A 15,181-nucleotide genomic window follows, 5' to 3' on the forward strand; every position below is an offset into this window, starting at 1 on the left:
TTTCGCAACGTGGCCTGTCAGCCCAGCCAGACCCGAGCGTTGCGGAACAGCCGCATCCAGGCGCCGTCCTGGCTCCACTCCGCCGGACGCCAGGAGTTGGTGACGGCGCGCACCACCCGCTCCGGATGCGGCATCATGATCGTCACCCTGCCATCCGGCGTCGTCAGCCCGGTAATGCCGGAGGGTGAGCCGTTGGGATTGGCCGGATAGTGGCTGGTCACCTGGCCGTAGTTGTCCACGTAGCGCAGCGCCACCTGGGTACCGACCTGCATGCTGCGCAGGTGGGCGCTGTCGCGGAACTCGGCACGCCCCTCGCCGTGGGCCACGGCGATCGGCAGGCGTGAGCCCTCCATGCCAGCCAGCAGGATCGAGGGGCTCTTCTCCACCTGGACCATGGCCACGCGCGCCTCGAACTGCTCGGACTCATTGCGCACGAAGCGCGGCCAGTTCTCGGTGCCGGGGATCAGCTCCCGCAGCTGGGCGAACATCTGGCAGCCGTTGCAGACGCCCAGGCCGAAGCTATCGTCCCGGGCGAAGAAGGCGGCAAACTCCTCGCGTGCCCGCTCGTTGAACAGTACCGACTTGGCCCAGCCGCCGCCGGCGCCCAGCACATCGCCATAGGAGAAGCCGCCGCAGGCGACCAGGCCCTTGAACGACTCGAGGCCGACGCGCCCCTCGAGGATATCGCTCATGTGCACGTCAACGGCCTCGAAACCCGCACGGTCGAAGGCCCAGGCCATTTCCAGCTGGCCATTCACGCCCTGTTCGCGCAGGACTGCCACCGCCGGCCGAGCCGTGTTGACGTAAGGCGCGGCGATATCCTCGTCCACGTCAAAGGTAGGGCTGGCGGAAAGACCCGGGTCGCGGCTGTCGAGCAGGCCATCGAACTCGCTCTTGGCGCACTCCGGGTTGTCGCGCAGTGCCTGCAGCCGGTAGCTGGTCTCGGCCCAGGTGCGCTGGGCCAGCAGCCGTGTGGTCTCCAGCAGCGGTTCCTCGAAGAGGGTCACGCGGACCTGATCGTCGTAGCGCGGCCGGGCAATGACGCCACAGGTCTCGATACCCGCGCCGGTGAACTGGGCCAGCACCTCCTCCGTGTACTGGCGATTGACCTGGATCACCGCACCGAGCTCCTCGGCAAACAGCGCATCCACGGCGTCGGCCGGCTCGTCGATCAGCCAGTCGAGCTTGATCTCGAGGCCCGCGTGGGCGGCAAAGGCCATCTCCAGCAGGGTCACCAGAAGCCCGCCGTCACTGCGGTCATGGTAGGCCAGCAGCTTGCCGTCGCGGTTGAGGCCCTGGATCACCGCGAAGAACGCCTTGAGATCCTCCGGGTCGTCCAGGTCGGGGCAGGCGTCACCCACCTGGCCATAGACCTGGGCCAGGGCCGAACCGCCCAGGCGGTTCTTGCCCGCCCCCAGGTCGATCAGGATCAGGTCGGATTCGTCCTGCTCCAGATTGATCTGCGGTGTCAGGGTGGCCATGGCATCGGTGACCGGGGCAAAGCCGGTAACGACCAGGGAGAGCGGCGAGGTGACACTTCGCTCTTCCGGTTCGCCCTTGTCGTCCTGCGTCGTCCAGGCGGTACGCATCGACATGGAGTCCTTGCCCACCGGAATCGCAATGCCCAGCGCCGGGCAGAGTTCCATACCCACGGCATGGACGGCATCAAACAACGCCTGGTTTTCGCCGACGTGGTCGGCGGCGCTCATCCAGTTGGCGGAGAGCTTGATATCACTCAGCTTGGCGATGGGCGCCGCCGCCAGGTTGGTGATCGCCTCGGCGACCGCCAGTCGTGCGCTGGCGGCGGGATCGATCAACGCCACCGGCGGCCGCTCGCCCATGGCCATCGCCTCCCCGGCATGGGTATCGTAGCTGGCGGTGGTCACCGCCACGTCGGCCACGGGCACCTGCCAGGGGCCGACCATCTGGTCGCGGGCCACCATGCCGGTGATGGAGCGGTCGCCGATGGTGATCAGGAAGCCCTTGGAAGCGACGGTGGGCAAGCGCAGCACGCGCTCCATCGCCTCGCGCAGGTCCAGGTTGTCGAGCATCACGCCCGACAGTTCCCGGCTTTCCCGCTCGAATTCGCGCTGCATCTTCGGTGGCTTGCCGAACAGCACGCTCATGGGCAGGTCGACCGGTTGGCTTTCGAAATGGCCGTCGCGCACTTCCAGGTGATGGGCCTCGATGGCCTCGCCGACCACCGCATAGGGGCAGCGCTCCCGGGCACAGAGCGCCTCGAAGGTCTCCAGATCCTCCGGCGCCACCGCCAGCACATAGCGCTCCTGGGCCTCGTTGCACCAGATCTCCAGCGGGCTCATGCCCGGCTCGGCATTGGGCACGGCACGCAGATCGAAGCGCCCGCCACGGTTGCCGTCCTTGACCAGCTCCGGCAAGGCATTGGAGAGGCCGCCTGCGCCCACGTCGTGGAAGAAGCAAATGGGGTTGGCCTCGCCCAGGGCCCAGCAGCGATCGATCACCTCCTGGGCGCGGCGCTCGATCTCGGGATTCTCGCGCTGTACCGAGGCGAAGTCGAGATCGGCACTCGAGGTGCCGGAGGCCATGGAGGAAGCGGCGCCGCCGCCCAGGCCGATCAGCATGGCCGGGCCACCCATGACGATCAGCTTGCCACCGACGGGAATCTCGCCCTTCTGGACATGGCCATCGCGAATGTTGCCATAGCCGCCGGCGATCATGATCGGCTTGTGGTAGCCACGCCGCTCGATGCCCCCGGCGCCCATGGCATCCTGCTCGAAGGTGCGGAAGTAACCGGCAAGGTTGGGGCGCCCGAACTCGTTGTTGAAGGAGGCGCCGCCGATGGGGCCCTCGAGCATGATCGAAAGCGCCGACTGCATCCGGTCCGGCTTGCCGTAATCGAAGGCTTCCCAGGGCTGCACGAACTCGGGGATGCGCAGGTTGGAAACGGTGAAGCCGGTGAGACCCGCCTTGGGCTTGCCGCCGATGCCCGTGGCGCCTTCGTCACGGATCTCGCCACCGGCACCGGTAGCGGCCCCGGGATAGGGCGCGATGGCCGTGGGATGGTTGTGCGTTTCCACCTTCATCAGGATGTGGATCGGCTCGTGCTGCGCGCCGTAGACGGCACGCTCGGCAGCCTTGCCGGTCAGCGGCGCCGGAAAGAATCGCCCCGCCTCGCTGCCCCGGATCACGGCGGCATTGTCGCTGTAGGCCGAGAGGATGTCGTCCGGCGAGGCATTGAAGGTGTTCTTGATCATCTTGAACAGCGAGTGCGACTGCGCCTCGCCATCCACCACCCAGTCGGCATTGAAGATCTTGTGGCGACAATGCTCGGAGTTCGCCTGGGCGAACATCATCAGCTCGACGTCGGTGGGATTGCGCGCCAGCTCCTGGAAAGCGGCCAGCAGGTAGTCGATCTCGTCGTCGGCCAGGGCCAGTCCCAGCTCGCCGTTGGCCGCCTCCAGGGCGCCGCGGCCGCCCTCGAGGACATTCACCTGGCCCAGCGGTGCCGGCTCATGATGGGCAAAGAGCTTGGCGGCATCGGATGCATCGGCCAGCACGTTTTCGGTCATGCGGTCGTGCAGGGTCTCCACGATGGTGGAAAAGGCGGTCTCGGACATCGGCGCCCTGAGCACGACACGGTAGGCGATGCCCCGCTCCAGGCGACGGATCTGCGCCAGGCCACAGTTGTGCACGATATCGGTGGCCTTGGACGACCAGGGCGACTGGGTGCCGATACGCGGCACCACCAGAAACAGCTGCCCCTCGGCGCTGGTGTCACTCGGTCCATCGCTCTGGATGCCATAGTCGAGCAGACGGTCGAGCACCTGTCGCTCATCGTCGGACAGCTCACCGTCATGATCGACGAAATGCACGTAGGTGGCGTGCAGGGACTCGACCTCGGGAACCCGCGCGCGCAGGGCAGCCAGCAGCTTGTCGTGACGGAAAGCGGAAAGGGCAGGCGCGCCTCGAAGTTCGAGCATGTCTTTGGAGCCTCTGAAGCAAGCGTAGGAAGGGGCCGCATACGCGGCGCAGAAAGCCGACATGATACTGGAAAGCGGGGGCGGGACGAAATCCGGCGGATGACACATGCCCCTTGTAACGTTATCGTGAAGCCCTCATCGCCGATCGTGGCCTAAATGCCTGCACCCATGAGTCGACTCGCGCAGCACCGTCTGCGCCTTTCCGCCCTGCTGCTGCTGGGGGTCGTGCTGTACTTGCTGCCCTACCGGCATTTCACCCCGCCAGACGACCTCCTCGAGGCCGTGCGCGAGCGTGACTTTCTCAGCGTGCACACGCGTAACACGCCGACCACCTACTACGAAGGGCGTCATGGCCCGACCGGCTTCGAGTACGAGCTGATGCGGCGCTTTGCCGACCACCTCGACGTCAGCCTGACCCTGGACGCCAGCCACCACATCATGAGCGTGGTCGACGCCGTGCGCAGGGAGGGGGACCTGGGCGCCGCCACTCTGCCCCTGGATCCGGCACAGGAGGACCTGATCTTCAGCCGGGCGATTCTCGACCTGCAGCCGGTGCTGGTCTATCGGCGCGGCCTGCAGCCGGTCAAGGGGCCGGAAGGGCTGGCCGGCCTGGAAATCGGCACCATCCGCGGCTCGGGCGCCGACCGGGCGCTACGCGAACTGCAGGCAGAATATCCCGAGCTTGGCTGGCGTGAGTCGCCGGAAGTCGAGGTCCCCGAACTGCTCAGCCGGGTGGAGAGCGGCAACCTCGATGCCGCCGTGGTGTACGACCATCAGTTCCGGATCAACCGCATCTTCTTTCCCGGCGTCGAGCGCGGCTTCACGATCGGCGAGCCTCTCTCCATGGCCTGGGCCTTCCCCGCACTGGGCGGCCTGCGCCTGCAGCAGGAGGCCAACCGGTTCCTCCAGCAGTTGCAACACGATGGCATTCTCGGCGACCTGGTCGACCGCCACTTCGGTCACGACGACTACCTCGAGTACGTCGGCGCCCGGGTCTTCATCGCCCACCTGCATGAACGCCTGCCCGGCTATACGACGCTGTTTCGAGAGGCCGCCCGCAACACCGGCTTCGACTGGAAACTGCTGGCGGCGCTGGGCTACCAGGAGTCGCACTGGGACCCCGAGGCCACCTCCCCCACCGGCGTGCGCGGCCTGATGATGCTGACCCTGCCCACCGCCGGCGAGATGGGCGTCGATGACCGCCTGGACCCGGCCCAGAGCATCGATGGCGGCGCCCGCTACCTGCGACACATCAAGGATCGCTTGCCCGACTCGATTCAGGGTGAAGACCGGCTGTTCATGGCCATGGCCGCCTACAATGTCGGCCTGGGCCACCTCTACGATGCCCGCCGGATTGTCGAGCAGCTCGAGGGCGACCCCGACCGCTGGGAAGACGTCCGCGAAGCCCTGCCTCTGCTGCAGAAACGTGAATGGCACAGCCAGACCCGTCACGGCTATGCCCGTGGTGGCGAGCCGGTCATCTACGTACGCAATATTCGACGCTATTACGAGATCCTGACCTACGTCGATCGCAGCCAGCAGCAGTACCTTCAGCTCAACGAACTGTCGAACGGCGAGGACGATGATGCCCCGCTGTTCGACATCATTTCCCCCCTTCTCTAGAAGAGCGTGACCATGTATCGCCATGCCGCCTTCTTTACCTGCCTGGCCATCGTGCCCCTCGTCTTCGGTGTCGTGCTCGAAGATGATGGGCAACCATTGCATGAGCGCGTCGCACTCGGGCTCACCGGCATGCTCGTCCTGGCCAAGCTGATGCGGCTGCGAGGCTGGCATGCGCCAGCGAAGACACTGGTAGGGTTCAGCCTGCTGCCGTTGACCCTGGCACTGGCCAGCTATGCGTTGCCGGAGTACTGGGTGCCGCTGTCGCGCTGGGACGACATGAGTCGCGGCCTGGCCGCAGAGCTGACGCTGGAGGCCTGGCGCCCGTCGCTGCTGACGACCCTGAGCCTGATCCTGCTTGCCATACTGATCACCACGCGTACCCGCTCCACGCTGGGCGGCCCGCTGCTGCTGATCATGGCCGCGCTCCTGCTGGGCGTACAGGGCCTGCTTGGCAGAACGGGCCTCGAGACTCAACTGCTGCGGTCAGCGGCCGGGCCATGGCCCACGCTGGCCATGGCAACGCTGCTGGTCGGCCTGGGCATGGCGGCCCTGCCGGGCTGGCGGGCTCATGCTGCCGCCCTCAGGCGCGCGCTGGCACCGTCACTGATTCTCGTCCTGGCCGTGCTGTTGCTGTGGCATCACCAGAAGGCCGTCACCGAGCGTGAGCTGCATGCCACCGTCGAAACGGAAGCCCGCCAGCTCGGCGACCGCTTGACGCGTGATATCCAGGACCACCTGGCCGCCGTGGAGCGCTTCGCCAACATCTGGACCCTGTTCGACACCCCGCCCAGCCAGGCCGAGTGGGCCAAGCAGGCGGCGCTCTACCACCGCGACTTTCGCTACCTGCTCAATATCGCCTTCGTCGACCCCGACAGCCGCCTCACGCGAATCTACCCGTTCAACGACATCAATCACCGGGCCTTGGGCGCCCGCCTGTTCGATGCCCAGCCTGCCGGGCGCGAAGCGGTCAGTCGTGCACTCCTCGAGCAGCGCATCGGGCGCACGGACGTCATCATGCTGCTGCAGGGCGTTCCCGGGATCATTCACTATCTGCCGATCCCGCTGGATGAACAGCGCACCCTGGGGGCCGTGGCCATGGTCATCAGCCTGCCGATGCTGGCCGAAATGCTGTTCAGCAAGGTGGACAAGCAACACACCAGCCTTCTGCTCACCCAGGACGATCAGGTCCTGGCCAGCCTCATGCCCGAGACTCGCCTCGGCCCCTGGCAGCACGAGGTACAGCTCGACGTGGCCGGCACACCGCTGGGCCTGAGCGTTCAGCCCAGCCACTCCCGCCTGTTGCAGCAGCTGCCTCGGCATCCTGTCGTCACTCTCGTCATCGGACTGACCCTGGCCTACCTTCTCTATCTGGTACTGCACGGCTACACACGTCTCGCACGCCAGCATCGCAAGGTTCACTCTGCCAACACCGAGTTGCGACGCGAAATTCGCACCCGCAGCCAGCTCCAGCAAGAGGTCGAGTGGCTGGCCCGGCATGATGAACTGACCCAGTTACCCAACCGCCGCCTGTTCATGGAAACACTCGATGCCAACGCCACGCAGCGTCCGCTGAGCGTGCTGATCTGCGACGTCGACCATTTCAAGCGCATCAACGACCACCAGGGCCACCTGATCGGTGACCGCTACCTGGATCAACTGGGCCGGATCGGACGCGAAGTGCTCGAACCGCACGGCGGATTGTTCGCCCGCTACGGTGGAGAAGAGTTCGTTGCCTGCCTACCGCTGACCGCCCCTGCGCAGGCACGGGAGATTGCCGAAACACTGCGTCAACGCCTGCAGGACGCCGAGCTACGGCATCACGATGGCAAGCCCCTGACGGCCAGTTTCGGCGTCGTCACCCTGGCCGACGGCCCGCTTGACGTCGCCACTCTCATGCAGGCCGCCGACGACGCGCTCTACCGCGCCAAGGCCGAAGGACGCAATCGGGTCAGGGTCGCCCCAGCCTTAACCGTCATCGAGAAAGCCTGAAGAGGCCGTGCCCTTCTCGCGCCGGGCCTCGAAGAAGTCCTTGAGCAGCCGGGCGGCACGCGTGGCCAACACCCCGCCTTCCACCGCGACCCGATGGTTGTGCCAGGGCTGGACGAAGAGGTTGGCCTTGGATTCCACCATGCCGGTACGTGGCTCCGCAGCACCATAGACCAACCGCGCGATACGGGCATGGATGATCGCCCCGGTGCACATCAGGCAGGGTTCGAGGGTAACGTACAGCGTGCAGCCGTCGAGCCGATAGTTGCCCAGTCGGGCTCCCGCGTCACGCAGTGCGCGAACCTCGGCATGGGCGCTGGGATCATGGCACGACACCGGCGCATTGTAGCCGGCTCCAACGATCTCGCCGGCCGCATCCACCACCACCGCACCCACCGGCACCTCGCCGGCAGCCAGCCCTTCCCGCGCCTGGTCCAGCGCCCGATGCATGTAGAATTCGTCACTGCGCATCGGTTCGGACTCCGTGTATGCTGATACTATTAAACAATCGTATGATACACCCCTGAGGATGCCCATGAGCGACGCCCTGAATGCTCTCGTTGCCTTGCTCGGCCTGGAAGAGATCGAGGAAAACCTGTTTCGCGGCCACAGCCAGGACCTTGGCCTGCCCCAGCTGTTCGGTGGCCAGGTACTCGGCCAGGCGCTCTCGGCCGCCACGCAGACAGTGGATGCCGAGCGACAGGTTCATTCACTGCACGGCTACTTCCTGCGGCCCGGCGACCCCCATCGCCCGGTAGTCTATCAGGTCGATGCCGTACGCGATGGCGCCAGCTTTACCACGCGACGCGTCACCGCCATCCAGAAGGGGCGCCCGATCTTCTTCTGCAGCGCTTCCTTCCATGGCAACGAAGAGAGCATGGCCCACCAGATGGCCATGCCCGAAGTCACCCTTCCCGAAGCACTGGTCCAGGACCCGAACGCTCGCCTGGAGCGCTTTCCCGGCCATCCCATCGAGTTCCTGCACCTGGGTGACGCAGCCGAACCTGGCCAGCCCTCGCGCAAGCGGCTGTGGTTCCGCCTCACCGGCAAACTGCCCGACGACCCTGCCCTGCACCGCTACCTGCTGGCCTACAGCTCGGATTTCAATCTGTTGACCACGGCCCTGGTGCCCCACGGCATCACCTTCCGCGACCCCAGGCTTCAGATCGCCAGCCTCGACCACGCACTGTGGTTTCATCACGACATGAAGATCAACGACTGGCTGCTTTACGACATGGAGAGCCCCTGGGCGGGTGGCGCACGCGGCCTGGCCCGCGGCAACATCTTCGACCGCAGCGGCCGGCTGGTCGCCTCTACCGCCCAGGAGGGCCTGACTCGCTTGCGCTCATGACCGGCCATGGAGCCGGGCCGCCTGCAAAGGGAGCGGAGGCGGCCCGGTGACGTTGTCGAATCAAGCCTGGATACCAAGCTCCTCCGGGCGCTCGCGGGGCACCGCGCGGGGGGTCGGCACGTCGGTGGAGAGTTCCAGCTCATGCTCCTCCCCTGCCTGCCAGTAGCGCAGCCGGGCATCTTCGCCCCGCGGGGTGTCGCGCACCAGTTCGAGAAACTGCATGGGCGTGGTCGGCACTTCGCCATTCACTTCGAGTATGAAGGCACCGGGCTCCATACCGGCCTCTGCGGCTGGGCCGTGAGTGTCGCTGACCAGCACGCCCTCTCTATCGGGGAGGCCGAGCGCTTCGCGCAGATCATCGTCCGCCGGCGTTACCGTGATACCCAGCGCGGCCACCACCTGATCGTCCAACCCTTCGTACTCGATCTGCCGCGCCGCCTCCAGCACCTGGGGCGCGACATGAATGCTCGCTCCCGCATACAGCGCCAGGGCGATGGCATCGCTGGGACGGCTGTCGATCAGTACCGGCTCCTCGCGGCCCTGAACGCGCAGCTCCAGCATGCCGAGGAAGGTATTGTCGACGATGGCATCGACATAGATCCGCTCCAGCGTCACCTCGACGCCCGAGAGGACGTCACCGAGCAGCTCATGGGTCATGGGACGCGGGGCGCGCTCCCCGCCCAGGCCACGCAGGATGGCACCGGCCTCGTTGGGGCCGATGAATATCGGTATGACATCCTGGCTGCCCGGCTCGCGCAGGAGCACCACCGGCGGCCCACCGAAGCCGGCCATGCCTACGGTGGCGATCTCGACCTCGACCATGTCTTCGGGCTCGGCGGCGAGTTCGCGGGCACCGGCCGCGTGCGCGCCAAGCAGCAGCAGGCCACCCAGGCACAGTGACGCCAGGTAGCGCCAGAACAGTGGCAGTCTCATAAGCCTCCTCGATTACCGGCATTCGGCTATAGGGGTGTCTCCCTCAGGATGGCACCCGACCCCGATCTCTGCCATGAGGCTATCACCACAAGACAACCTCCGGTGATAACGTATCGGGACAACAACAGGAGCCAAGCCCATGAACCGCCAGACTCACCCGCTGCTGTCCCGTCGCCCCTTCAACGAGAAAGGCAAGGTCGTCACCGCAGAGGAGGCCGTCGAGCTGATCCGCGATGGCGATGCCGTGGCCACCGGGGGCTTCGTCGGCATCGGCTTTGCCGAGCATCTGGCCGTGGCCCTGGAACAACGCTTTCTCAAGACCGGTCAGCCACGGGACCTCACGCTGATGTATGCGGCGGGTCAGGGAGATGGCAAGACCCGAGGGCTCAATCACCTTGGCCATGAAGGGCTGGTGGCCAAGGTGATCGGTGGGCACTGGGGATTGGTACCCAAGCTACAGAAGCTCGCCATCAAGGGGAGCATCCAGGCCTGGAACCTGCCCCAGGGCGTGATCTCGCACCTGTTCCGCGACATCGCCGCCGGCAAGCCCGGCACCCTGACGCGGGTTGGTCTCGGCACCTTCGTCGACCCGCGCCTGGGCGGCGGCAAGATCAACGACGCGACCGTGGAGGAGCGGGTCACGCTATTGCCCATCAATGGCGAGGAATACCTTTTCTATCCGGCCCTGCCGCTGCAGGTCGCACTGCTGCGCGGCACGACCGCCGATACCCTGGGCAACGTGACCATGGAACGTGAGGCCCTGGTGCTGGAGTCGCTGGCCATCGCCACGGCGGTGCGCAACTCGGGAGGCGTGGTGATCGTCCAGGTGGAGAGAGTCGCCGAGCGCGGCACCCTGCACCCCAAGGACGTACGTATACCCGGCATCCTGGTGGACTGCATCGTAATCTGCGATGTGCCGGAACATCACTGGCAAACCTTCAGTACCGCGTATAACCCGGCCTTCTCAGGCGAAATCAAGGCCCCCATGGCCGTTCCCGAAACGCTGGCGCTCTCTACCCGAAAGATCATCGCCCGGCGCGCGGCCTTCGAACTGATTCCCAACAGCGTGGTGAACCTGGGCATCGGCATGCCCGAGGGCATCAGCTCGGTGGCCAGCGAAGAGCGCATCCTGGAACTGCTGACCCTGACCGCCGAACCCGGCGTAATCGGCGGCCTGCCCGCCGGCGGGCTCAACTTCGGCGCCGCGCTCAATACCCAGGCGATCATCGACCAGCCGGCCCAGTTCGACTTCTATGACGGTGGTGGCCTGGATATCGCCTTCCTGGGCATGGCCCAGGTCGATGCCGCAGGCAACGTCAATGTCTCGAAGTTCGGCACTCGCCTGGCCGGCGCCGGAGGCTTCATCAATATCAGCCAGAATGCCCGCAAGGTGGTGTTCATGGGCACCTTCGTGGCCACGAAGGAAGCGCTCGCCATCATCGACGGCGCGCTGCGGCTTCCCGAGGGCGGCATGCACAAGTTCGTCACTGAGGTGGAGCATCGCACCTTCAGCGGCCAGCTTGCCGCAGCGGACGGCAAGCCGGTGCGCTACGTCACCGAACGCTGTGTCTTTGAACTCACCACGGCTGGCATCCAACTGATCGAGATCGCTCCAGGCGTCGACATGGAACGTGACATCCTGGCCTTGATGGATTTCAAGCCGCTGATGCCCACGCCACCCAGGATGATGGATGAACGCATCTTTCGCACCGCCCCCATGGGCCTTCGGGAGCTGCTGCTGGAGCTACCCTTGGCGCAACGCTTCCACTTCGACGAGGCCGCCGACGTGCTGTTCATCAACTTCGAGAACCTCAAGGTCACGTCTCGGGAAGATATCGCCACGATCCGCGATACCGTGGAAGCCTGTCTGGCGCCACTGGGTCGAAAGGTGTATGCCGTCGTCAACTATGACCACTTCCGTATCGACGAATCCCTGCTCGCTGAGTACACGGCCATGGTCAGCGACCTCGAGCATCGCTTCTATCATCGGGTCACCCGCTATACCACCAGCAGCTTCATGCGCAGGAAGCTCGGCCATGCCCTGGAGGAGCGCGCCGTAGCTCCTCATATCTACGAGAGCGCCCAGGAGGCCCGCCAGCATCTAAGAGACGAGGAGTGACCTCCAGCCGACTTTTCCATCGGTTTCGCCTTCCACCCTTGATTCCAGGCATGGCGGCTACAGGTCAGGCTCAGGGAAGCCGCAATATTTCCGTGAAGCCGCCCCAGATCATGCGCTTGCCATCGAAGGGGTGGTTGGCCGGATCCATCATGTCCGCCATGCGCGGGTCCTCCATCACCTTGGCATTGATGCGATCGCGCTCCTCCCGCGAGGCGTAGAGGATCCAGGAGAAGATCACCGTCTCTCCCGGCTCCAGCTTGACGCTCTGGGGGAAGGAAGTGTGCTCCCCCGGCTTGACGTCGTCGGCCACACACTCCACGTACTCCAGCGCACCATGCTCGCGCCAGACCTCGCCGGCCCGCCGGGCCATGTCCAGATACGCCTCGAGGTTACCTTCAGGAACCGGCAATACGAAACCATCGACGTAGCTCATGGGAATGTCTCCTGAGTGATGTCTGGGATGAGCCAAAAGAAGACTCACCCCCCTTTCGAACCAGCCAGCGACGAATCGACATCGGCGGCGTTCGCCAGCACCTCGCGCAGGCGGCGCTCGAGGAAACGCCGCTCGGCACCGTGGGTCACGAGTTTCAGCGCCTGGCGGTAATGCGCCGCCGCCTCATCATGGCGGCCCAGCCGTCGCAGCAGGTCGGCGCGTGTCGCGGGCAACAGGTGATAATCGGGCAGGTGGATCTTCTCGAGTTGTTCCAGGCCCGCTTCCAGCCCATCGGCCATGGCGATCGCCACGGCCCGGTTGAGTGCCACTACCGGTGTGGGCTGGATGGCATAAAGCAGGCTGTAGAGCGAGGCGATGCGCCGCCAGTCGGTCTCTGCCGGCGTCAGCGCCTGAGCGTGCAGCGCGGCAATGGCGGCCTGCACCGCATAGCCGCCGGGCACGCCACCGCGCAGCGCTATCTGGACATGGGCACTCCCCTCCTCGATCTCATCGAGGTACCAGCGCGCGCGATCCTGCTCCTCCAGCAGCACGATGTCACCGCTATCGTCGGTACGGGCGTCGCGCCGGGAATGGTGCAGCAGCATCAGCGCCAACAGGCCGCGCGCCTCGCGCTCCGCCGGCAGCAGCCGCACCAGCATTCGTCCCAGGCGAATCGCTTCGGCGCAGAGGTCGCCACGCACCCAGTCGTCGCCGAAGCTGGACGCGTAGCCTTCGTTGAAGATCAGGTAGATCACCGCCAGTACCGACTCCAGGCGCTCGCCCAGGGCCGTGTCGTCGGGCACCTCGAAGGGAATGCCGGCGTCGCGAATCTTGGCCTTGGCCCGCACCAGCCGCTGGGCCAGGGTCGGCACCGGCACCATGAAGGCGCGGGCGATTTCCTCGGTACGCAATCCGCCCAGGGTATGCAGCGTCAATGCTACCTGGGCCGGTCGTGCGAGGGCCGGATGGCAGCAGGCGAAGATCAGGCGCAGGCTGTCGAGCGGCTCGGCCTCGAGGTCGCGCTCGAGCAGCAGCGCCAGGTGCTGGCGCAGTTCATCGCCCTTGCGCTCGCGCATCTGCTGATGACGCAACTGGTCGACCACCTTGTGGCGGGCCGTGGAGATCAACCACGAGGTCGGGTTCGGTGGCCAGCCCTGCGCCGGCCACTGCACCATCGCCGCCTCGAAGGCCGCCTGCACGGCATCCTCCGCCAGTTCGAAGTGACCGAACCGGCGAATCAGGCTGGCCAACACACGGCCATACTCACGGCGATAGAGATCGTCCAGGGTCACTCAAGCCCCTCATAGTCGATAGGCGGGGTCCACCGGTCTTACCTCGACCGAACCGCCGACCCGCAGCGGCGGAATGCGCCGGGCCAGCGCCAGGGCCTCGTCCAGGTCGCGACACTCCACCACATGGAAGCCGCCCAGCTGTTCGCGGCTCTCGGCGAAGGGGCCGTCCAGCGTCACCACCTTGCCGTTCTGCTCGCGCAGGGTGGTGGCCGAATCCACCGACTGCAGCCGAGCGCCGCCACGGTAGTGGCCACTGGTGACCATCTCCTGGATCAGGGCGTGGTAATCGTTCATGACGGAGTCTCGCTCGGCATCGGGCAGGCCGTTCCACAGCGCCTCGTCGATACAGCACATCAGCATGTATTGCATGGCATTGTCTCCTGGTAAGCGCAGCCTCATGGCTGCCTGATGAGAGATCGAACGGCGGCACGATGAATCGACAGGCCAGGCGACTCGCAGGTGATGACTTCAGGCCGTCTCGACCATCCGCGCCGGAGCCAGCTCGGTGACCAGGGCATCCGTCAATGCCGCCAGCAACCCCTGCTCATCGGCGCTACCCTCAGTGATCAGCCTGACCTCGGCATCCGGCAGCGATGGCAGTCCATGTTCGGATGAAAGAGCGACCAGCCCCGGCCCCAGCTGGCTGAGCGGCATGGGAGCAATGGCAAAACCGCTGGCGGCGGCGGCGCGCATGCCAGCACCACTCATGCACAGCACGACGGTGTGCTGGACGATTCCCGCCATCGCCAATTGCGCCAGGGCGATTTCCCGATACGGGCATGGCTCGGGGAAAAGTGCCAGGGGCAGCGGCGAAGGAAGCTCCCAAGACTCATCCTTGGCCCAGGCCCAGACCAGCGGCTCCCGCCAAAGACAGATGCCAGCCTCCTGCTCTCCGCACTGCGCCCCCAGTACCATATCGAGATGTCCTTGGCGCATAGAGGCCAGCAAGTCCGATGGAATGCCAACGCGCACCTCGATGCTTGCCAGAGAGTGACGCTGCGTAAAGCGCTTCAGTGTCTTCATTAGCCGCTCATGGGCAAGATCCTCAGCCACTCCCAGACGCAGGCAGCCATGAAAGGACGAACTCGCAAGCTGCGCTATGGCATCTCGATTGAGGGTCAGCATTGCTCGGGCATAGCTCAGCAGACTCTCTCCATCCGGGGTCAGTTGGAAACTTCGCGTCGTTCGCTGCAGCAGCGGCTTGCCCAGCTGTGATTCCAGGCGGCGCAGATGCCCACTGATCGCAGGCTGGGTAAGATGCAATCGGTTGGCCGCGGCAGTGAAACTGCCCTCCTCGACGATCGTTACGAAACTACGGAGCAGCAATAGATCAAGCATTATAATAATCCGCTATAAATAAGGGATTGTGTTTATTATGTATCAACTAAACACGCATCCCGACTGGAAATGAAAGATAGCAGATAAATAAAGAAGCACCGTGCTTCGTCAGCAACAGCTCGCTTCAGAGAGCGTGTTCACTGGATG

At 65.3% G+C, this 15,181-nt stretch carries 11 protein-coding genes; 4 read left to right on the plus strand and 7 right to left on the minus strand.

The genetic code is table 11. The features are described 5' to 3' along the window. Window positions 1-17: 17 nt before the first annotated feature. Complete coding sequence (gene purL, locus LY622_RS18915) at window positions 18-3,959, minus strand: phosphoribosylformylglycinamidine synthase (protein WP_234292284.1); 3,942 nt, start codon at window positions 3,957-3,959, stop codon at window positions 18-20. 168 nt (window positions 3,960-4,127) lie between these two features. On the opposite strand from purL, the gene mltF reads away from it, so the two are divergent. Both mltF and LY622_RS18925 read left to right on the plus strand, forming a co-directional pair. Beyond that, window positions 4,128-5,582, plus strand: coding sequence for a membrane-bound lytic murein transglycosylase MltF (mltF, locus tag LY622_RS18920; RefSeq protein ID WP_234292285.1), 1,455 nt, complete (start codon window positions 4,128-4,130; stop codon window positions 5,580-5,582). 12 nt (window positions 5,583-5,594) lie between these two features. Continuing rightward, entirely contained in the window at window positions 5,595-7,571 is a 1,977-nt protein-coding gene (locus tag LY622_RS18925) for a GGDEF domain-containing protein (RefSeq protein WP_234292286.1), read from the plus strand. Here LY622_RS18925 and tadA read toward each other — a convergent pair. Further along, a complete protein-coding gene (gene tadA / locus LY622_RS18930; protein ID WP_234292287.1) occupies window positions 7,548-8,039 on the minus strand; it encodes a tRNA adenosine(34) deaminase TadA in 492 nt (163 codons plus the stop codon). The two genes, LY622_RS18925 and tadA, sit on opposite strands and share 24 nt — an antisense overlap. 64 nt (window positions 8,040-8,103) lie before the next feature. Between tadA and LY622_RS18935 the strand changes: the two genes are divergently transcribed. Further along, window positions 8,104-8,919 carry an acyl-CoA thioesterase gene (locus LY622_RS18935; protein ID WP_234292288.1) on the plus strand — a complete coding sequence of 272 codons (816 nt, stop codon included), beginning with the start codon at window positions 8,104-8,106 and terminating at the stop codon, window positions 8,917-8,919. Between the two features lie 60 nt (window positions 8,920-8,979). On the opposite strand, the gene LY622_RS18940 is transcribed toward LY622_RS18935, so the two are convergent. Then, the gene (locus tag LY622_RS18940; protein ID WP_234292289.1) at window positions 8,980-9,852 is read right to left on the minus strand and encodes a bifunctional nuclease domain-containing protein; all 873 of its coding nucleotides are present in this window, start codon (window positions 9,850-9,852) and stop codon (window positions 8,980-8,982) included. A 139-nt stretch (window positions 9,853-9,991) separates the two neighbouring features. On the opposite strand from LY622_RS18940, the gene LY622_RS18945 reads away from it, so the two are divergent. Then, window positions 9,992-11,971 (plus strand): acyl CoA:acetate/3-ketoacid CoA transferase, encoded by a 1,980-nt coding sequence (locus LY622_RS18945; protein WP_234292290.1) that lies wholly within the window; start codon window positions 9,992-9,994, stop codon window positions 11,969-11,971. 70 nt (window positions 11,972-12,041) lie between these two features. Here LY622_RS18945 and LY622_RS18950 read toward each other — a convergent pair whose 3' ends face one another. The 4 genes from LY622_RS18950 to LY622_RS18965 all read right to left on the minus strand — a co-directional run bounded on the left by LY622_RS18950 (window position 12,042) and on the right by LY622_RS18965 (window position 15,034). Continuing rightward, the gene (locus tag LY622_RS18950) at window positions 12,042-12,404 is read right to left on the minus strand and encodes a DUF1428 domain-containing protein (RefSeq protein WP_234292291.1); all 363 of its coding nucleotides are present in this window, start codon (window positions 12,402-12,404) and stop codon (window positions 12,042-12,044) included. 44 nt (window positions 12,405-12,448) lie between these two features. After that, on the minus strand, window positions 12,449-13,696 hold the full coding sequence (locus tag LY622_RS18955) for an RNA polymerase sigma factor (protein ID WP_234292292.1): 1,248 nt from the start codon (window positions 13,694-13,696) through the stop codon (window positions 12,449-12,451). Window positions 13,697-13,705: 9 nt separating this feature from the next. Beyond that, window positions 13,706-14,065 (minus strand): YciI family protein, encoded by a 360-nt coding sequence (locus tag LY622_RS18960; protein ID WP_234292293.1) that lies wholly within the window; start codon window positions 14,063-14,065, stop codon window positions 13,706-13,708. A gap of 99 nt (window positions 14,066-14,164) precedes the next feature. Further along, a complete protein-coding gene (locus LY622_RS18965; RefSeq protein ID WP_234292294.1) occupies window positions 14,165-15,034 on the minus strand; it encodes a LysR family transcriptional regulator in 870 nt (289 codons plus the stop codon). Window positions 15,035-15,181 lie beyond the last annotated feature (147 nt).

This window comes from Halomonas alkalisoli, assembly GCF_021412585.1.
Classification (GTDB): domain Bacteria; phylum Pseudomonadota; class Gammaproteobacteria; order Pseudomonadales; family Halomonadaceae; genus Halomonas; species Halomonas alkalisoli.